The sequence below is a fragment of the Amycolatopsis sp. NPDC028719 genome (assembly GCF_055565395.1).
On the sequence record NZ_JBVHUL010000003.1, the window covers coordinates 880,714 to 900,865 of the forward strand.

Sequence of the window (20,152 nt, forward strand, 5' to 3'; positions counted from 1 at the left end):
GTCATTCCTTCCGTTCGTAGGCGGCCAGCGCTTCGCGGGCCCGTTCGAGGATTCCGGCGTCGCCGAGCGGGTTCAGGAACAGGTGCCCGGCGGCGAGCGACATGCGCAGCATCGCCTCGTTCGTGCCCGGCTCCTCGCCGAGCGCCCGCGCGACGTGGTCCTGCAGGATCATCAGCCCGCCGGTCATCGCGGCGAGCGCGGCGGCGACGCCCCGCGGGTCGGGCATGTCCATGCCCTGCTCGCGGAAGTAGCGTTCGGTGCCGTCGACGATCTCGACGAACTGCGCCGCGGCGGCTTCGGAGCCGTCGATCATCGCGCGGCCCATGTACCGGCGGAAGAGGAGCTGGCGGGTGTCGAACGTCGGGACGAAGGCCGGGTCCGCCTGCCCCTTCGCCAGCGCCTCCTCCTTGAATTTCAGCAGCTCGTCGAAGACGTAGGTGTCGCAGGCCTCCCGCAGGCCGTCCTTGGACCCGAAGTGGTGGCGGATCAGGCCACCCGAGACCCCGGCCTCCTTCGCGATGTCGAGGATCGACGTCTTCTCCATGCCGCGGTCGGTGAACAGCCGGATGGCGGCGTCGCGGATCCGGGCCCGCGCGGTCAGGTCTTCGAGGCTCATGGACGTCCTATACGTACGTGTAGCTGACTACACGTGAATATAGCCACTTACACGTGCGTACAGCAAGGCCACACTTTCACGTGAAAGCGCGGCTTCGCGTGACCGCCCAACCGCTCATCCCGTTAGGCCATTTGGCTCGCAACCAATTGCGGTCTATGGGCTAACTGTCTTATTGCTGCCGAAGATCCCACGGGGTGTACTTCACGGACGCATCACTTCACGAAGGGTCCACTCAGTGACTGACCACAGATCTCGCTGGAGACGGCGGGCCGGGATCACCGTCCTCGCCACCGCACTCGGCGCTTCCGTCCTCGGCGTCGCCGTTCCGGTGGCCTCCGCCCAGCAGGCCCCGCCGACCGCGGGCGCGGCCGACGGCAAGACCCTCGACGAGCACGACCGCGCCCTCGTCGCCGAAGCCGAGAAGGCCGGCAAGCCCGACGTCACGCTGCTGATCGCGGCGGAGAAGGGCCAGACCGGCGCCGCCGTCGACGAGCTCAAGGCGCTCGGGGGTGTCGTCCAGTCCACCGACGCCAAGCTCGACTACGTCAAGGTCAGCGTCCCGACGGACAAGGCCGAGAAGGCCGCGAAGCTCAAGTCGGTCAACGCCGTCGACGTCGACGGCCTCGTCTACCGCGACGACCCGAAGCTCGACGGCGCGCAGGACCCGGCGCCGCAGCCCGCGCCGGGCAAGAACACCCCGCGCGTGAACCCCTACCTCCCCACCGGCGACACCTACGCCGCGCAGTTCGGCCAGGTCCTGCCCAACTGGGACGGCAAGGACACCACCGTCGCGGTGCTCGACTCCGGCGTCGACCTCGACTCCCCCGCGCTGGCCACCACCAGCCACGGCGAACGCAAGATCGTCGACTGGTACAACGCCAACGCCACCAACTCCGGCGACGGCACCTGGGTCAAGCAGTCGACCCAGACCTACACCGGCACCTTCACCTCGAACGCCAAGACCTGGACGGCCCCGGCCACCGGCGGCCCGTACACCTTCGGCCTGTTCACCGAGACCGCCGGCGACCTGGGCGCCGCGGACAGCGAGACCGACGGTGACGTCAACCGCGACGGCGACCGCGCCGACTCCTGGGGCGTGCTGCAGGACAGCGTGACCAAGGAGGTCCGCGTCGACCTCAACGGCAACGGCGACTTCACCGACGAGAAGCCGATGATCGACTACGCCAAGAAGTACGACGTCGGCTTCTTCGGCACCGACAACCCGGCGACCGACATCGCCGAGCGGATGGCCTTCGTGGTCCAGACCGACAAGCCGGGCTTCGTCGGCATCGGCATCGCCGGCGCCGAGCACGGCTCGCACGTCGCGGGCATCGCCACCGGCAACGACCTGTTCGGCGGCAAGATGGACGGCGCGGCCCCGGGCGCGAAGGTCCTGGCGGTCAAGGTCTGCCTCACCGGCAGCGCCTGCACGTCCAGCGGCCTGGTCGACGGCGTCGTCTACGCCGCCAGCCACGGCGCCGACGTCATCAACATCTCGATCGGCGGCCTGCCGGCGCTCAACGACGGCAACAACGCCCGCGCGGAGCTCTACAACCGCACGATCGCCGAGTACAACGTCCAGATCTTCATCTCGGCCGGCAACAGCGGCGCGGGCGCGAACACCGTCGGCGACCCGTCGGTGGCCACGGACGCGATCTCGGTCGGCTCCTACATCACCAAGGAAACCTGGCTCTCGAACTACGGCTCGAAGACCCAGAACGCCGAGTCGCTGCACCCGTTCTCCTCGCGCGGCCCGCGCGAGGACGGCGGCTTCAAGCCGGACATCATCGCGCCCGGCGCGGCGATCTCGACCACCCCGCGCTGGGAGGCGCCGGGGCCGGTGGCCGGCACGTACGCCCTGCCCGCGGGGTACGCGATGCTGCAGGGCACGTCGATGGCGGCGCCGCAGGCGACCGGCGCGGCGGCACTGCTGGTGAGCGCGTACAAGGCCACGCACCAGGGCAAGCGCCCGCCGGTCGCGCAGCTGCGCGCGGCCATCAAGTCGACCGCGCGGTTCGTGCCGGGCATCGGCGCGTACGCCCAGGGCGCGGGCCTGTTCAACGTCCCGGCCGCGTTCGTCGCGCTGTCGCTCAACCCGAAGCCGGACGCCGTCGCGACGTCCGTCGAGGTGCACACCGCGCTCTCGGGCCTGCTGACCACGCCGAACACCGGCGTGGGCATCCACGACCGCGAGGGCGTGACCACGGGCAAGGCCTACACCCGCACGTACACGATCACCCGCACGACGGGCTCGGCGAAGCCGGTGCCGTACTTCGCGCGGTGGACCGGCAACGACGGGACGTTCTCCTCGGCGTCGACGGTGGTGCTGCCGCTGAACACGCCGGTGAAGTTCGACGTCAAGGTGAACCCGAAGAACGCGGGCGTCCACTCGGCGCTGCTGTACCTGGACAACCCGCTGACCATCGGCATCGACGTGCAGACCCTCAACACGGTCTTCGCGCCGCAGGAGTTCACCGCCGCCAAGGGCTTCCAGGTCGACGTCTCCGGCAAGATCGCCCGCAACCAGGCGACCAGCTACTTCGTGCGGGTGCCGCAGGGCGCCAGCGCGCTGAAGGTGGACCTGGACGCGGGGGCCGGCGCCCCGGGCAAGGGTCAGGTGCGGTTCCTGCGCTACGACCCGACCGGTGTCCCGGCCGAGGCGAGCACCTCGACGACGTACTGCTACCTCCCCGACGCGGGCGCGGGCTGTCCCGGCGGCACGCCGACCAGCCGGACCATCGCCAACCCGCTGCCGGGCGTGTGGGAGATCGTCGTGGAAGCGCGCCGGACGTCCGATGTGGACAACGCGACGTACAAGCTGTCGGCTTCGGTGCTGGGCACGACCATCGCGCCCAACCCGGACACGATCGCTTCGGCGACGCTGGGCCAGCCGATCGCGCGTTCGTACACCGTGACGAACACGCTCGGCGCGTTCACCGGCAAGCTGACCGGCGCCACGCTGGGCAGCGCGAAGATCTCGCGGCCGTCGATCGCAGAAGGCACGCAGCAGCAGTACCAGATCGCGGTGACGCCGGGTTCGACGTCGCTGACGGCCACGATCGGCAAGACGTCCGACGTCGGCGCCGACCTGGACCTGGTGCTGTACAACTGCACGACCGGGTCGTGCGTGGTGGCGGGCCAGAGTGCGGACGGTGACTCGGAAGAGTCGGTGACCGTGGCCAACCCGGCCGCGGGCGTCTGGATCGCCCTGGTCGACGGGTACGCGGTGCCCGCGGGCACCACCGAGTTCGACTACCTCGACGTGTTCACCAACCCCGCCTTCGGTTCGGTCGCGGTGACCGACGCGAACGCGGCGCGCGCGTCGGGCAGCTCGTGGACGGTGCCGGCGACGGTGACGGCCGGCGCCGTTCCCGCGGCGGGCCGGGTCCTGCGCGGTCAGCTGACCGTGCAGACCGACACGGGTGTCACGGTCGGCTCCTCGCTGGTGCTGGTCAACTCCGTGAGCTAGTCCCGTTCAGCGGAAACCGCCCCGGGTCTCACCCGGGGCGGTTTTCGTTTTCCCGGCCGCCTTCCCGGTGGGTTCCTGGTGGGTCCTGGTGGGTTTCCGACGCAAGTTTGCGTATGTCCGGTGAAGTGTTGCCCTCGTCCGGGACGCGTCCGTATGGTCTGGATCACTCCGCACCCACCGAGGGGGTCCGCATGCGACGGATTTCGGCGTGGCTCGCCGCGCTTCTCTTACTGGCCACGGCCTTGCCGGGCACCGCGCACGCCGCGGCGGCGCTTTCGAGCCGGACCCACCTGTTCTACTACCCGTGGTACGGCAACAGCGCCGGTGAATACCGCCACTGGCAGCAAGGCGGGCACACGCCGCCGGACGACATCGGCGCGAACTTCTACCCGGTGCTGGGCCCGTACGACTCCGGCGACTTCTCCGGCGCCGTCGAGCAGCACATGCGGTGGATCGAGCAGTCCGGCGCCGGGGTGCTCGTCTACAGCTGGTGGGGTCAAGGGTCCTATGAGGACGGTCTGGCGGCCGGCGTGCTGGAAGCCGCGGCTCGGCACGGGATCCGCGTCGCGTGGCACCTCGAGCCGTACAGCGGGCGGACGGCGTCGTCGACGGCCTCGGACATCGAGTACCTCCTCGGGCGCTACGGCTCCAGTCCGGCGTTCTACCGCGAGGGCGGCCGCGGCGCGTTCTACGTCTTCGAAAGCCTGCGCATCACGGACTGGACGCCGCTGGACCAGGTGCGGTCGTCGGCGATCGTGCTGGCGCAGACGACGGACACGAGCAAGGTCGCGCACTTCGGCGGGATGTACACCTACGACGCGATCGCCGGGGCCACGGCGCCGGGCTGGCGCGAAGCGGGCGCGTACTGCGAGGCGAACGGCCTGGTGTGGGCGCCTTCGGTGGGCCCGGGGTACAACGACGATCGCGCGGTGCCGGGCAACACGACCCCGACCCTGGGCCGCGACAACGGGGCGACCTACGACCGGGAGTGGCAGAACGCGCTTTCCGCGGGTGCCGACTGGGTTTCGGTGACGTCGTTCAACGAATGGCACGAAGGCTCGGTCATCGAGCCGGCCCGCTCGTCGCCACCTTCGGGCGGTTACGAGACGTTCTCCGGCGCCTACGGGACTTCCGGCGCGGCGTCGGAGACGGCTTACCTGGACCGGACGCGCTACTGGGCCTCGCAGCTCGGCGGTCCGCCACCGGCTTCGGCCGACCTGGCGCGTGGACGACCGGTCTCGGCGAGCGGGTCCCAAGGCGGGTACCCGGCGGGCAACGCGGTCGATGGCAATGCTTCGAGCTATTGGGAAAGCACGAACAACGCTTTCCCGCAGACGCTGACGGTGGATCTGGATGCACCGGCCACGGTGGGGCGGGTGGTGCTGAAGCTGCCCCCGTCGTGGGGCACCCGGACGCAAACGATCTCGGTGAACGGCGGCAGTCCCGCCGGGTACGTCTTCGACCCGGCGAACGGGAACACGGTGACCATCACGGTTCCGGCGGTGCCGGGGCAGTTCGTCCGGCTGACCTTCACCGGCAACACCGGCTGGCCCGCCGGCCAGCTGTCCGAAGTGGAGGCTTACGCCTCCTGAACCCGGGCCGGACACCCACCTCGGCGAGCGCAGGTCGGCCCCACGCAGTGAATGACTCATTCACTGCGTCCGACGACAGGAATGGGTCATTCACTGCATCGGGACCGCCGGCCTACGCCTCCTGAGCCCGGGCCAGGAACGGTGCCGGCTCCGCGAGCACCCGGTGCACCACCCGGCCCGCCGCCCCCAGCGTCGCCGCGTCGCCGCCGAGGCGTGATGCCGACAGCACCGGTGGCGCGCCCCGGAGGCCGCTGAGCCGGGTCGACAGCACCTCCGATGCCGGGCCGGACAGCCACGGGTACAGCTGCGTGAACACTCCGCCCAGGACGATGCGGTCGAGGTCCAGGAGGTTCACCGCCGAGGTCAGCGCGACGCCGAGCGCCCGGCCGGCCGCCGCGCACGCCTCCGCGGCCGCCGTGTCGCCCCGGGACAGGGCCGCCAGCAGCGCGGGCACGGACGAAGCCCGCCCCGCCGTCAGCAACGCCTCCTGCCCGGCGAACGTCTCCAGGCAGCCGCTGCCGCCGCACCGGCACGGTGGCCCGCCCGGCGCCACGACGACGTGGCCCAGCTCGCCCGCCAGCCCGCGAGCGCCGGAAAACAGCGTGCCGTCCACCACCAGCCCCGCGCCGATGCCGACTTCGCCGGAGACGTAGAGGAAGTCGCGCTCGCCGTCGCCGAACCAGAGCTCGCCCAGTGCCGCGAGGTTCGCCTCGTTGTCCAGCTCGACGGGGATCGGCAACCGCAGCAGGTCGGCCGCGCGGACGTCCTGCCAGCCGAGGTTGGGGGCGCTGAACAGCACGCCGTCGCCGACCGGGCCGGACACCGCCAGCACCGCGCCCGCCACCTCCAGCCCGAGCCGGTGCGTCTCGGTCAACGCCTCCGACGCCAGCGCCTGCAGCTCCGCCAGGACCTTCTTCGGCCGCGAACCCCGGTTGTCCCGCTCGCGGCGGGCGGCGAACCGGACCCCGCCGGTGAGGTCGAGCACCCGGACCGCGAGGTAGTCGACGTTGATCTCCAGCCCCAGCGACGCCACGCGCGCGCCGCTGAGCACGACCTCCACGCCCGGCCGGCCGCGTTCGCCCGCCCGCGCGGGGCCGGTCTCGGCCAGCAGGCCCCCGTCCAGCAGGTCGCCGACGAGCTTGCTCACCGTCGACTTGGTCAACCCGGTGAGCTCGGCGAGCGCGGCACGGGTCAGCGGGCCGCCGCGGCTGACCGCGCCCAGCACGACCTCGAGGTTGCGGGCGCGCATCGAATCGTGCCGCACGGCCTGGGTCATCGCGCCCCCTCCTGCGAACCACTCTAACCGGCCTCTTGACGCCCGGGACCGCCGCGGCGCATATTTAGTCTACAACGTGAACTAAATGAAGGGACAGTCATGAGCGACTACGCTCCCCAGCCGGCCGACAAGTTCACCTTCGGTCTCTGGACCGTGGGGTGGCCGGCCAACGACCCGTTCGGGGTCGCGACGCGGCCGGCGCTGGACCCGGTGGAGAGCGTGCACCGGCTCGCGGAGCTGGGCGCCTACGGCGTGACGTTCCACGACGACGACCTCCTGGCCACCGAGCCCGACCGCGACAAGGCGATCGAGCGGTTCCGCAAGGCGCTGGCCGAGACCGGCCTCAAGGTGCCGATGGCGACGACGAACCTGTTCACCCACCCGGTGTTCAAGGACGGCGGCCTGACCAGCAACGACCGTGACGTCCGGCGCTACGCCCTGCGGAAGGTGCGCCGCAACATCGACCTCGCGGCCGAGCTGGGCGCGGAGACCTACGTCGTCTGGGGCGGCCGCGAGGGCGCCGAGTCCGACGCCGCGAAGGACGTCCGGGCGGCGCTGGCCCGCTACAAGGAGGGCCTGGACCTGCTCGCCGACTACGTCGTCGAGAAGGGCTACTCGCTGCGGTTCGCCCTCGAGCCCAAGCCGAACGAGCCGCGCGGCGACATCCTGCTGCCGACGATCGGGCACGCGCTGGGCTTCATCTCGCAGCTCGCGCGGCCCGAGATGTTCGGGCTCAACCCCGAGGTCGGGCACGAGCAGATGGCCGGGCTCAACTTCGTGCACGGCATTTCGCAGGCGCTGTGGCAGGGCAAGCTGTTCCACATCGACCTCAACGGCCAGCACGGCCCGAAGTACGACCAGGACCTGATCTTCGGCCACGGCGACCTGAAGAGCGCCTTCTTCCTGGTCGACCTGCTGGAGAACGGCGGCTACGAGGGTCCGCGCCACTTCGACTACAAGCCGCTGCGGACCGAGGACCCGTCGGACGTGTGGGTGTCCGCCGCGGCGAACATGCGGACGTACCTGATCCTCAAGGAGAAGGCGGCCAAGTTCCGTTCGGACCCGGAGGTGGCGGAGGCGCTGGCGGCGTCCCGGGTGCCGGAGCTGGCGACGCCGACGCTGGCGCCGGGCGAGTCGTTCGACGACCTCCTCAAGGACGACTTCGACCTCGACGCGGCCGCGGCCCGCGGCTACCACTTCACGCGGCTGAACCAGCTGGCCCTGGAGCACCTCCTCGGCGTCCGCTGAAAAGCCGTGAATGTCGCATTGAGGGACTCTGAGTCCCTCAATGCGACATTCACGGACTTGCTAGGACACCGTCAGCGTGTCGATGTCGAACAGCGAGCCCGCGCCGCCCCGGAAGACCAGGTGGAGCGGGCCGGAGCCGCCGGTGACCGTGGCGGAGACGGTCTGGAACGTCTCCCAGCCGCCGGTGTTCGGCACCGCGACCGTGCCCAGGAGGGCGCCGGTCGCCGAGCCGTCGCGGATCTCGATCGTGCCACCCGCGCCAGCGGAAGACACGACCGCGTTGAACCGCGTGATGCCCGCCGTGCTCACCGACGCGTACCCGGCCCAGTCACCGTTCTCGATGTAGCCCAGCGTCCGGCCGCCGCTCGCCGGAGCGTGCGACGCGATCTGCACACCCGAACCCGACGTGAACGCCTCGCCCTCCACAGTGGATCCTGAGGAGACACCGCAGTCCGCGGGGACCACACCTGCGGCGTAACGGATGCCGCCGAGCAGTTCAGCGCGGAAGGCGCTATCCGAATACGACTCGATCGTGTGGCCGAGACCGGTGTAGAACGCCCGGCCGCCGCCCTGCGGGTGGCACCACGTGATCGGGTGGTCGGCGCCCATCTCGCCGCCGGTGTAGCTGGACTCGTCCAGCGTCTGCAGCACGTGCACCTGGCCACGCGGGTTCGTCCGGTAGTTGTACAGCTCGTCCGTGCGGGTCCAGACCGCCGGCAGGTGCGCCGTCGCCGGGTGGGTGCCGTCCTCCGTCACGAACCGGGCCTGCTGGATCGCCGGGTGGCTCTTGAACCACGCGCCGACGAGCTGCCCGTACCACGGCCAGTCGTACTCGGTGTCCGCCGCGGCGTGGACGCCGAAGTAGCCGCCGCCACCCTCCACATAGGACTCGAACGCCGCCTGCTGGTTCGCGTCCAGGACGTCACCGGTGGTCGAGAGGAACACCACCGCCTGGTACTTCGCCAGTTCGGTGGCTGTGAACACCGAAGCGTCCTCGGTCGCCGTGACGCCGAAGCCGTTCGCGGCGCCCAGCTCCCGGATCGCCTGGATCCCGGCCGGGATCGCGTCGTGCCGGAAACCGGCGGTCTTGGAGAACACCAGCACGTCGTACGCGGGATCGACCTGGGTCGGCATACCGCTCAGCGTAAAGGAATCCACGTCGAAGAGGGAACCGGAACCGCCGTGGAACACCAGGAACAGCGGCCCGGCCCCGCTCGACACCGGCGTCGTGACGGTTTGGAAGACCTCCCAGTCGCCGGTCGGCGGCACCGAGACCGTGCCCAGCAGCGTCCCGGTCGCCGAGCCCGCGCGCACCTCGATCGTGCCGCCGGCGCCGGCCGACGACACCCGTGCGGTGAAGGTCCGCGCGCCCGCCGTGCTCACCGACGCGTACCCGGCCCAGTCACCGTTTTCGATGTAGCCCAGGGTGTTCCCGCCGCTCGCCGCGGCGTGCGGGGCGATCTGGACGCCCGATCCCGACGTGAACGACTCGGCTTCGACCGCTCCCGCCTGGGTCGCGGTGGCGAAGGTGAACGCGTCGAGGTCGAACAGGTTGCCCTGCCCGGTGACCCCCTTGAACACGAGGTACAGCGTCGTCGTGCCGGCCGGCCGGTTCGCCAGGTTCGCCGTCACGTTCTGGAACGTGTCCCAGTCCCCGGTGTTGGCGACGGCCGCCGACCCGAGCAGGGTGCCGGTCGGCGAGCCCGCGCGGACCTCCAGCGTTCCGCCGGGGCCGCCCGACGACACCCGGGCGCTGATCGAGGAAGCGTTGCCCAGCGCGTACGGCGTGAACGAGATCCAGTCGCCGTCGTCGGTGTACCCGACCGTCCGGCCGCCCTCCGCGGAACCGTGGTCGGCGAGCTGGATCCCCGACTGCGCCCCGAAGTGCTCGGCCTGCCGGTGCCGCGGCTGCAGCTTCCGGACGCTGTGCGACGTCAGCCCGCCCTTGTCGGTGTACTGCGCGTCGAAGACGCCGTAGATGTTCGCCGCGGCGTCGTGCTCACCGTCGACCGGGACCGCGATCGAGCCGGCACACCCGGTCTGCTGGGTGATCTGGTGTTCGTGGCTGTCGTGGCCGAGGAGGTAGGTGACCTTGACCTTCGAGCAGTCCAGCGGCCCGTCCTCGGGGTCGCTGCCGGTCACCTGGAACGGAACCGTGTCCCCGAAGGAGAACAGCTGCCCGTCGGCCGGGCTGCCGAGCGAGATCGACGGCGCGGTGTTCCCGACCGTGACGACCAGGCTCGCGGTGCCGGTCAGGCCCTCCGGATCGGACACCGTGAGCGTCGGCGAGTAGGTGCCGTTCGTGGTGTAGGTGTGCGCGGGGTTCGCCGCGGTCGACGTCTGGCCGTCGCCGAAGTCCCAGCGGTAGCCCAGCGCCCCGCCCTCGGGGTCGCTGCTGCCCGCGGAGGAGAAGTTCACGGTCAGCGGGTTGGGCCCGGACGTCTTGTCGGACGCGGCCTTCGCGACCGGGCTGCGGTTGGACCCGGCCAGGTACTCGACGCGGTAGAGCGCCTGGTTGTCGCTGCCGGTGCCGTAGTCGAGGACGTACAGGGCGCCGTCGGGGCCGAACGCCATGTCCATGACCTGCGTGCCGGTCCACGGGAAGTCTTCGATCGTGCCGCGGCTGCCGTCGGCGTTGACGGTCACCGCCTTGATCCACTTGCGCCCGTACTCCCCCGCGAAGTACTTGCCGTCCAAGGACTGCGGGAACTTGACCGGGGACGTCGAAGCGGCGTCGTAGCGGTAGACGGGTCCGCCCATCGGCGACTCCGAGCCGCTGCCGAACTCCGGCGGCGAACCCTCGTCACCGGCGTACTTGATCCACGCGGGCTTCGGCACCGGCAGCTTGGCGAGGCCGGTGTTGCGGAACGAGGAGTTCGTCGGGCCGCCGGCGCAGTCGTACTTGGCGCCGGACGGGCCGCTCGGGAACGTGTAGTGGTTGTACGTCTCGGTCGTCGTGTTGGAGCCGGTGCAGTACGGCCAGCCGAAGTTGCCGGCGGAGGTGATCCGGTCGAACTCGACCTGCCCCTGCGGCCCGCGGTCGGCGTCGGTGACGCCGGCGTCCGGGCCGTAGTCGCCGAGGTAGACGACGCCGGTCGGCTTGTCGACACTCATCCGGAACGGGTTCCGGAAGCCCATCGCGTAGATCTCCGGCCGGGTGCTCGCGGTGCCCGGCGCGAACAGGTTGCCGGACGGGATCGTGTATGTCCCGTCGGCCTGCGGGTGGATCCGCAGGAGCTTGCCGCGCAGGTCGTTCGTGTTGCCGGACGAGCGTTGCGCGTCGAACTGCGGGTTGCGGTTGGTCCGTTCGTCGATCGGCGAGTAGCTGTCGGAGGAGAACGGGTTGGTGTCGTCGCCGGTGGTGAGGTAGAGGTTGCCGGCGGCGTCGAAGTCGATGTCGCCGCCGACGTGGCAGCACTGGCCGCGGTCGTTGGCGACCTTCAGGACGACCTTTTCGCTGGCCAGGTCGAGGGTGTTGTCGGTCTTGAGGACGAACCTCGACAGGTGCAGCTCGCCCTTGAACGGCGCGAATTCGGCTTCGGTGCCTTCGGTCGGCGCGTCACCGTCCGGTGTGGACAGGCGCGGCGAGTAGTACAGCCAGACGTAGCGGTTGGTGGCGAAGCCGGGGTCGGCGGCGACGCCCTGGAGGCCTTCCTCGTCGTGGGTGTAGACGTTCAGCTTGGCCGCGACGGAGGTCGCGCCGGCCGCGGTGGTGACGCGGACGGTGCCGTCGCGGGAGGTGTGCACGACCGAGCGGTCCGGCAGCACGGCGAGCGACATCGCCTCGCCACCCAGCTCGGCCGCGCCGGTGGCGAGGGCGACCTGCTGGTAGTCCGCGGGCGGGATGTCCGCGCGGGCCGGGGTGTCGACGGTGAGCAGGAGGCCGGCGCCCAGGAGCGCGGTGCCGAACAGCCTCGCCCACTTCGGTGGGGACGGAGACATGCGGGGTCCTTCCTGATTTTGAGCGTGCTTCGCCCCGGAGTGGGCCGAAGCCGTTTCGTTCACCTTCCGACGGGGCTGGCGGTCACCCGTACAACAGAAGCGATGAGGCGGAGGCGCGACCTTCGAACGCGCCTCCGCTCGCGGTTACTTCGAAGAGAAAGCGGCGTCGAAGGCCGCGGTGGGTGGGGTGAAGTTGAGCTTGCGGACGAACTCCAGTGCCTCCGGCGCGCCGGTCAGCCGGTCCATGCCGGCGTCCTCCCATTCGATCGAAATGGGGCCGTCGTAGCCGATGGCGTTGAGCATCCGGAAGACGTCCTCCCACGGGACGTCGCCGTGGCCGGTGGACACGAAGTCCCAGCCGCGGCGGGGATCCGCCCAGGGCAGGTGGGAGCCGAGCCGGCCGTTGCGGCCGTTGAGCTGCTTGCGGGCCTCCTTGCAGTCGACGTGGTAGATGCGGTCCTTGAAGTCCCACAGGAACCCGACCGGGTCGAGGTCCTGCCAGACGAAGTGCGACGGGTCGAAGTTCAGCCCGAACGCCTCGCGGTGCCCGATCGCCTCCAGCGTCCGGACGGTGCTCCAGTAGTCGTAGGCGATCTCGCTCGGGTGCACCTCGTGGGCGAAATGCACGCCGACCTCGTCGAACACGTCCAGGATCGGGTTCCAGCGTGTCGCGAAGTCGGCGTACCCGCGCTCGATCATCGACGGCGGCACCGGCGGGAACATCGCCACCGTGTGCCAGATCGACGAGCCGGTGAAACCGACCACAGTGGACACGCCGAGCTTCGCCGCGGCGCGGGCGGTGGTCTTCATCTCCTCCGCCGCCCGCTGCCGGACGCCCTCGGGCTCGCCGTCGCCCCAGATCCGCGCCGGCAGGATGGCCTCGTGCCGCTCGTCGATCGGGTGGTCGCAGACGGCCTGGCCGAGCAGGTGGTTCGAGATCGCCCACACCTTGAGGTCGTACTTGGCCAGCGTCTCCAGCTTCGCCTGGACGTAGCCGTCTTCCGCCACCGCGCGGTCCACCTCGAAGTGGTCACCCCAGCAGGCGATCTCGAGGCCTTCGTAGCCCCAGCCGCTCGCCAGCTCGCACACCTCCTCGAACGGCAGATCGGCCCACTGCCCGGTGAACAGGGTCAACGGTCGTGCCATGTCTGACCTCCTGGTGAGTCCTGGTCGGTGCGGATAGCCGCGAGCAACAGGTCCTTGACTTCGGTGGCGTGGATCTTTTCGCGCGCGAGCGCCGGGTCCGAGCACAGCAGCACCGGCCCGTCCTCGGGCGCGTCGGGCAGCCGCCCGTGACTGCCCCGCACCGGCGCGGGGTCGAGCGGGACGACCTGCATCGAGTACCGCAGGCCGAGCTTCTTGCGGGCCAGCGCGGACGCCGCCTTGAGCTTCACCGCCGGGTCGTTCGGGTCGAAGAACAGCTCGGCCGGGTCGTACCCGGGCTTGCGGTGGATCTCGACGGTCTTCGCGAAGTCCGGCGCGCGGTCGTCGCTCAGCCAGTAGTAGTAGGTGAACCACGCGTCCGGCTCGGCGATCGCGACCAGCTCGCCCGCGCGTTCGTGATTGATCCCGACGCTCGCTTGCTCCGGACGATCGAGCACGACGTCCACTCCGGACAGTCCGGCGACGATGTCCCGCACCCGCGGGATGTCGGCCGGGTCGGCGACGTAGACGTGCGCGACCTGGTGGTCGGCGACCGCGAACGCTCGCGACGTCCACGGGTCGAGGTACTCCATGCCCGCCTGGACGTAGACGTTGAGCAGGCCTTCGCGGCGCAGTGCCCGGTTGATGTCGACCGGCCGGCTCGCGTTCGTGATGCCGTACTCCGACAGCGCGACGACGGTGTGCCCGCCCGCGGCCGCGAAGTCCAGCAGGGGCTTCAACGCGGTGTCGATCTCGCGCGCGGCCGCCGCGGCCTGGGGCGCGTCCGGGCCGAACCGCTGGAGGTCGTAGTCCAGGTGCGGGATGTAGACGAGCGTGGTGTCGGGCTTGTCTTCCGCCATGATCTTCCGCGCCGCGGCGATGATCCACTTCGACGACGTGATCGCGGCCGTCGGGCCCCAGTACGTGAACAGCGGGAACTCGCCGAGGTCGCCGACGAGACGGTCGTGCAGCTGCGGCGGGTGGGTGTAGGCGTCCGGGGACTTCTTGCCGTCGGCGTGGTAGATCGGCCGCGGGGTCACCGTCAGGTCGACGTCCATGCCCATCGCGTACCACCAGCAGACGTTCGCCACGCGATGTCCGGCCTGCGCGCGGCGGGCGGCGTCCCAGAACTTGTCGCCCTGCACCAGCTTGTTGTGCTGGCGCCACAGGAAGATCTCACCGAGGTCCCGGAAGTACCAGCCGTTGCCGACGATCCCGTGCTCGGCCGGCTGCAGCCCGGTGAGGAACGTCGACTGCACCGAGCACGTGACCGCCGGGAACACCGTGTCGAGCTGCGCGGTGAAGCCGGGCTCGGCCATCTTGCGCAGGTTCGGCATGTGCGGGAGCAGCCGCGGCGTCAGCCCCACGACGTCGATGACCAGCAAACTCATTCCGAAACCTCTTCCAAGCCTAGGTCAACAAGGGAACGCCGGGTCCAGTCCAGCTCGGCCGCGATGCCCGCGGCGAGCCCGGCGTCGTCGGCGGGTGCGTCCGGGAGCACCTGCCAGGTGTAGGTCTCGACCTCGACGTGGTCGGTGCGCGCGGTGGCGCCGCCGAACAGCTCGGCCAGGGTGCCGGCCAGCACCGGCCGGGTCGACGTCAGCGGCGGCGCCGGGTCGGCGTGCAGCGGCACGTGGAAGTGCACGCGCCACGGCGCCTCGCCCGGAAGCTCGCCTGCCAGAGCGAGATCGAGGTCGTCGGCGCCCGGCGGGGCGCCTTCGTTGCTCTGGTGCAGGAACCGCGGTTCCACGAAGGACCCGAGGGCCTTCCGCGTCGCCGGGTCGTTCGGCGCAGCCGCCTCCAGCGCGGCGGACGCCTGGAGCTTGACGACGTCGAGCCCGGCGGCGGCGAGTCGGCCGAGCGCGGCCGCCGGGTCCTCGAACCCGACCGCGAGGTGGCACGTGTCGAGACAGACGCCCAGCCACTCCTTGTCCACTTCGGACAGCAGCGACGCCGCCTGCGCGGTCGTCTCGATGACGCAGCCGGGCTCGGGCTCGAACGCCACGCGCACCGGACGCTCCTGCTTCGCCAGCCCCTTGGCCAGCAGTTCGAGCTGGCCGCCGTCGTCCTGCCATTCGGTGCGCCACCCGAGCGGCAGCGTCGAGACGCTGCCGCGGACCGCGTCTTCGGGCATCAGCTCGGCGAGCAGCCGCGCGAGGTCGAGGGTGTACCGCGTCCGCTCGGGGGTCGACCAGTCCGGCCGGTACACCTTGTGCTTGACGACCGGGTCGTGGAACCCCTGGTACGGGAACCCGTTGAAGGTGACGACCTCGAGGCCGCGAGCCGCCAGTTCACTCCGGAGCCGGGAAACCGCGGCCGGGTCGGCCACCAGCTCCGAAGCCACCGGCCGGGCCAGCCACAGGCCCAGCCCGAGCCGGTCGACGCCCAGGCGCTCCCGCACGGGCTCGCCGAAGCGGGCCAGCTGGGCGAGCACGCCGTCGAGGTCCTCGGCCTGGTGCACGTTGGTGCAGTAGGCCAGGTGGACGAGCGTGCCGTCGCGGTGCCGGAACCTCACTTGCGCGCACCCCGCAGGATCGAGTTGCCCGCGAACTCGGCTTCCGTCGCTTCGCCTTCGAGGTCGAGCCGGCCGCTCTGGCCGTAGAACTCGACGGGGTTGCGCCACAGCACCCGGTCGACGTCGTCCTCGGTGAACCCGGCGGCCAGCATCGCGTCGCCGGTCTTGCGGGTCTTGAGCGGGTCGCTCTTCCCCCAGTCGGCCGCGGAGTTGACCAGCACCTTTTCGGTCCCGTACTCGCGCAGGATGGCGACCATCCGCTCTTCGTCCATCTTCGTGTCCGGGTAGATCGAGAATCCCATCCAGGAGCCGGACTCCTTGACCATCGCGACGGTCACCTCGTTGAGGTGGTCCAGCACCACGCGCTCGGGCGCGATGCCGGACTCGCGGACGACGGCGATGCTGCGTTCGGTCCCGGCCGCCTTGTCGCGGTGCGGCGTGTGCACCATCGCGGGCAGTTCGTGGTCGATCGCCAGCGCGAGCTGCGCGGCGAACGCCTTGTCCTCCTCGGCGGTCATCGAGTCGTAGCCGATCTCGCCGACCGCGACCACGCCGTCCTTCTCCAGGTAGCGCGGCAGCAGGTCGAGCACCGGCGCGCACCGCGGGTCGTTGGCTTCCTTGGGGTTCAGCGCGATCGTGCAGTGGTGCGCGATGCCGAACTGGCTCGCGCGGAACGGTTCCCACCCGACGAGCGCGTCGAAGTAGTCGGTGAAGCTGCCGACGTTCGTGCGCGGCTGGCCCAGCCAGAACGCCGGTTCGACGAGCGCGCGGACGCCGGCGGCGTGCATCGCCGCGTAGTCGTCGGTGGTGCGTGAGCTCATGTGGATGTGCGGGTCGAAGATGCGCATCAGGCGTCCTGTTCGTTCAGCAGCGGGAGGAGGTCGGCGGGCACGGCGCGGCCCGCGGCGGTGCGCTCGGCGGCGAACGACCGCATCATGCGCAGCAGCTCCTCGTCGATCCGGCGGCCCAGCCCGGCGACCTCGGCCAGCGGGATGCCCATGAAGACGCACTTGAGCACGCCGTGGCGGTAGGCGGAGTCGTCCAGGTGCTCGGCGGCGTACTCGCCCATCGCGGCGGTGACGAGCCGGGTGTCGTTGGTGCGCAGGGCATCGGCGACCAGGTCGAGCCCGGCGTCTCCGATGTCCATAACGGACAGTCCACGGAGGACGGCCCGCTTCTCGGCGGCGTCGCCGTAGCGGTAGAGGTCCGGCATCTCGGCGGCCGCCCCGGGCGCGGCTTTCAGCAGCCGGACCCGCGCGACGTCGTCGACCGTCCAGCCCGGGGTGTCCGACGGACCGCGGCCGACCCGGCGGCCGACGCCCGGGAACAGCGTCCGCAACGCCGTCGCGTCGGCGGCGACCTTGGTCAGTGCTTCATCCAGCCAGGCGTTCACGCGGCCACCGCCTTGCGCAGGAACTCGAGGGACTCGCGGGCGATCCGCGGTGCCGCGTGGCTGTCGCGCGGCAGTTCCACCGCGACCAGCCCGGAGTACGGCGCCAGCGCTGCCAGCACCGGCGGGAAGTCGATCTCGCCCCGGCCGAACTCGAGATGCTCGTGGGTGCCGCGGCGCATGTCGTCGATCTGGACGTTCACCAGCCGCGGCAGCGCCCGCCGCACACAGTCGGGCACGGACGCCGTCTCGTTGCACCGGCAGTGCCCGATGTCCAGCGTCAGCCCGAACCGCGCCGGGTCACCGAGCCGCCGCGAGAGTTCGAAGTACCCGGTGAGGTCCTCGACGAGCATGCCCGGCTCGGGCTCGAAGCCGATCTTGACGTCGTGGTCGTCCGCGGCCTTCAGCACGTCCGCACAGCCGGCGACGAGGTGTTCCCAGGCGTCCGAAGTGGACAGGTCGGCCGGCTTGTTCCCGCTCCAGAACGACAGGGCCTCGGCCCCGAGGTCCGCGGCGATCTCGACGGCCCGGGTCAGGAAGTCGATGCGGAGAGCCCGATCCGGGTCGAGGAACGTCGGCGAGTGCTTGCGCCACGGGTCCAGCAGGAACCGGGCGCCGGTCTCGATCACGACGGCCAGCCCGAGCCGGTCCAGCTCCGCGGCCAGCGACGCGACGCGGCGGGCGAGGTCCGGGCCGAACGGGTCGAGGTGCTGGTGGTCGAGCGTCAGCGCGACGCCGTCGTAGCCCAGGTCCGCCAGGACGCGCAGGGCGTCGCCGAGGCGGTGGTTGGCGAAACCGTTGGTGCCGTACCCGAACCTCATGTCGGCGACACCTTCCGGCTCAGCGCCCGCGCGATCGGGAACGCGGCGGCGACGGCCAGCGCCGAGCGCCACGCCCCGGTCCGCGCGATCAGCCCGGCCTGCAGCGGGATCATGCCGTGGATGCCCGCGCCGACCGCCCGGCGGATCTTCGGCGCGACCGGGTCGCGGACGGCGTCGTACTGCGCCCGCCCGGTCGTCACGGCGTAGGTCCCGAGCAGCGCCGAGGCGAGCGGGCCGACCCGGCCGGCGGCGACCCGCACCCCGGCCGTCGCGGCGAGCGTGGCCGCCGGGAGGGCGGGCCGGGCGCCGTGGACTTCGGACCTCGACAACGCCGTCACCGCCAGGGTGTGCGCCCCGACGGTCAGCGCCGCGGGCAGGGCCGCGCGGGCACCACCCGCCCCGAGCAGGACGTCGAGGACGCGCGTGGCGGCCATCGCGGCGGGGCCGAACACGGTCTCCTTGAGCACGAAGTCGTACGCCCACACGGTCGCGGCCAGCGGCAGCGCGACCCGCAGGGCGTTCTTGCCCCCGGCGGCCGCGGCGATGCCCAGCCCGCCCGCGGTCAGGCCGGTCGCGACGCCGAGCGCGGTGCCGGGCTTGATCCGGCCCGACGGGATCGGCCGCTCGGGCCGTTCCATGGCGTCGAGGTGGCGGTCGGCGTAGTCGTTGAGCGCCATGCCCGCCCAGTAGAGGCAGACGGACGCGCCGGTCAGGCCCAGCGTGCGGCGGCCGAACGGCCAGCCCGCGGCGGCCGCCCCGGCGACGGCGTCCCCGGGCACGGTCAGCGCGGCGGGCGCGCGGACGAGTTCGAGGTACGCCTTCACCGGTTCGCCCACTCGCGCAGGCCCGCGTACTGCGACGCGAGGTCGTGCGGGCCGTCCCCGGCCGGGTCCTTGAAGAAGAACCCGAACTCGGCGACCGGGCCGGCGACGCCGTCGCGGCACGCCTTGCCGGTCAGCCGGGCGAGGTCGAGCACCAGTGGTGCGGCGAGCGCGGAGTCGCAGCCCTGCCAGGTGAGCTGCAGGGTCATGCGCGCGCCGAGGAAGCCTTCGAACAGCACGTGGTCCCAGGCGGTCTTCCAGTCGCCGAGGGCGGGAACGTAGTCGATGTGCACCTCGCCGTCGACCTCCCGGCCGAGGTTCTGCGAGAGCACCTGCTGCTTCGACGCGTTCTTGCTCGACGCCGCGCCGGGGTCGGCGAGCGTGGCGCCGTCGCCGCCGCCGAGCAGGTTCGTGCCCGACCACGAGAGGACGTTCAGCGCGCGCTGGGCGAACATCGGCGCGAGCGCCGACCGCAGCAGCGTCTCACCCGTCTTGCCGTCGCGGCCGGCGTAGGGCTGCCCGGTCGTGCGGGCGAGTTCGTCGAGCGCGGGCAGCCGGGCGCCGGTGGACGGGGTGAAGTCGACAAAGCCACAGCCCGCGCGGAACGCGGCGTAGGCGTACAACGCGCTCGCCGGGAGCACGTCCTCTCCCGCGTCCAGCGCGGCTTCCAGTGCGGCGAGGGACGCGTGTGCCGGGTGCGGCGGGCACGGCGGCTCGGTGGAGGAGACGTTGACCACGACGACGTGGTCCAGACCCTCGCCGAACTCCGTCAGGTCCGCGACGATCCGGTCGGTCGCCGCGCGGCCGCCGCCGTCCGGCGCCGGACGCAGCCGGGCTTCGGCGGCTTCGAGGTCGGCGGCGATCGGGCCGGGCAGGGTCGAAGGCAGCACCCCCGCCGCCGCCAGCTGCTCCGCCCGCTTGACCAGCGGCGTGTCGACGACGTCGTGGCCCCCGAAGACCAGGTCTCCCAGGCCGGGAAGGTCCGCGCCGGCGAAGTCCGGCAGCTCGGTCACGCAGCCGGTGCGCGCGGTGAGTCCCGCCCGCATGGCGGCGGCGCCGGCGACGGCCGTCGTGGCCACCGATCCTCGGGCGCCGATCAGCCAGACACCGATCTTCCCCATGTTCATCCTCCAAGTTCGGCGAGTTCAGCCCGCGCCGGTCGCCCCCGACGGGACGCGGGCCAGGACACTGCCCGGCTCGGCGGGCGCGGTGCCCCCGGGCACGCAGATGTCCCCCGGACTACATCGCCGGAGTCGATCAAGTGTTTCCGCACGCCTTCGCGACGAAGGCCCACCGGGTCTTCGAGCGTGCTCCTGGCC

At 71.3% G+C, this 20,152-nt stretch carries 14 protein-coding genes; 3 read left to right on the forward strand and 11 right to left on the reverse strand.

All coding sequences use genetic code 11. From position 1 onward, the window contains the following. Position 1: 1 nt before the first annotated feature. Positions 2-616: a TetR/AcrR family transcriptional regulator gene (locus ACZ4TR_RS17665; protein WP_465287992.1), complete on the reverse strand. Its 615-nt coding sequence runs from the start codon at positions 614-616 to the stop codon at positions 2-4. Between the two features lie 235 nt (positions 617-851). Between ACZ4TR_RS17665 and ACZ4TR_RS17670 the strand changes: the two genes are divergently transcribed. Then, positions 852-4,085: a S8 family serine peptidase gene (locus ACZ4TR_RS17670; RefSeq protein WP_465287993.1), complete on the forward strand. Its 3,234-nt coding sequence runs from the start codon at positions 852-854 to the stop codon at positions 4,083-4,085. A gap of 191 nt (positions 4,086-4,276) precedes the next feature. Further along, complete coding sequence (locus tag ACZ4TR_RS17675) at positions 4,277-5,677, forward strand: discoidin domain-containing protein (RefSeq protein ID WP_465287994.1); 1,401 nt, start codon at positions 4,277-4,279, stop codon at positions 5,675-5,677. Between the two features lie 112 nt (positions 5,678-5,789). On the opposite strand, the gene ACZ4TR_RS17680 is transcribed toward ACZ4TR_RS17675, so the two are convergent. Next, positions 5,790-6,953: an ROK family protein gene (locus tag ACZ4TR_RS17680; protein WP_465287995.1), complete on the reverse strand. Its 1,164-nt coding sequence runs from the start codon at positions 6,951-6,953 to the stop codon at positions 5,790-5,792. Positions 6,954-7,052: 99 nt separating this feature from the next. Here ACZ4TR_RS17680 and xylA point away from each other — a divergent pair, with 99 nt between their 5' ends. Beyond that, entirely contained in the window at positions 7,053-8,201 is a 1,149-nt protein-coding gene (gene xylA / locus ACZ4TR_RS17685) for a xylose isomerase (RefSeq protein WP_364526733.1), read from the forward strand. A 60-nt stretch (positions 8,202-8,261) separates the two neighbouring features. Here xylA and ACZ4TR_RS17690 read toward each other — a convergent pair whose 3' ends face one another. From ACZ4TR_RS17690 to ACZ4TR_RS17730, 9 genes are all read right to left on the reverse strand, one after another. Next, entirely contained in the window at positions 8,262-12,143 is a 3,882-nt protein-coding gene (locus ACZ4TR_RS17690) for a carbohydrate-binding protein (RefSeq protein WP_465287996.1), read from the reverse strand. 144 nt (positions 12,144-12,287) lie between these two features. Then, on the reverse strand, positions 12,288-13,289 hold the full coding sequence (locus ACZ4TR_RS17695) for a sugar phosphate isomerase/epimerase family protein (protein ID WP_465287997.1): 1,002 nt from the start codon (positions 13,287-13,289) through the stop codon (positions 12,288-12,290). Continuing rightward, entirely contained in the window at positions 13,274-14,677 is a 1,404-nt protein-coding gene (locus ACZ4TR_RS17700) for a nucleotide pyrophosphatase/phosphodiesterase family protein (RefSeq protein WP_465287998.1), read from the reverse strand. Before ACZ4TR_RS17700 ends, ACZ4TR_RS17695 begins: the two co-directional genes overlap by 16 nt. Next, entirely contained in the window at positions 14,674-15,801 is a 1,128-nt protein-coding gene (eboE, locus tag ACZ4TR_RS17705; protein WP_465287999.1) for a metabolite traffic protein EboE, read from the reverse strand. Before eboE ends, ACZ4TR_RS17700 begins: the two co-directional genes overlap by 4 nt. Further along, the gene (locus ACZ4TR_RS17710) at positions 15,798-16,649 is read right to left on the reverse strand and encodes a TatD family hydrolase (RefSeq protein WP_465288000.1); all 852 of its coding nucleotides are present in this window, start codon (positions 16,647-16,649) and stop codon (positions 15,798-15,800) included. The genes eboE and ACZ4TR_RS17710 overlap by 4 nt, the downstream gene beginning before the upstream one ends. Further along, positions 16,649-17,194 (reverse strand): EboA domain-containing protein, encoded by a 546-nt coding sequence (locus ACZ4TR_RS17715; RefSeq protein ID WP_465288001.1) that lies wholly within the window; start codon positions 17,192-17,194, stop codon positions 16,649-16,651. The genes ACZ4TR_RS17710 and ACZ4TR_RS17715 overlap by 1 nt, the downstream gene beginning before the upstream one ends. Then, on the reverse strand, positions 17,191-18,012 hold the full coding sequence (locus ACZ4TR_RS17720; RefSeq protein ID WP_465288002.1) for a sugar phosphate isomerase/epimerase family protein: 822 nt from the start codon (positions 18,010-18,012) through the stop codon (positions 17,191-17,193). The genes ACZ4TR_RS17715 and ACZ4TR_RS17720 overlap by 4 nt, the downstream gene beginning before the upstream one ends. Beyond that, the gene (locus ACZ4TR_RS17725; RefSeq protein ID WP_465288129.1) at positions 18,009-18,836 is read right to left on the reverse strand and encodes an SCO3242 family prenyltransferase; all 828 of its coding nucleotides are present in this window, start codon (positions 18,834-18,836) and stop codon (positions 18,009-18,011) included. The genes ACZ4TR_RS17720 and ACZ4TR_RS17725 overlap by 4 nt, the downstream gene beginning before the upstream one ends. Then, positions 18,833-19,954 carry an inositol-3-phosphate synthase gene (locus ACZ4TR_RS17730; RefSeq protein ID WP_465288003.1) on the reverse strand — a complete coding sequence of 374 codons (1,122 nt, stop codon included), beginning with the start codon at positions 19,952-19,954 and terminating at the stop codon, positions 18,833-18,835. Before ACZ4TR_RS17730 ends, ACZ4TR_RS17725 begins: the two co-directional genes overlap by 4 nt. Positions 19,955-20,152 lie beyond the last annotated feature (198 nt).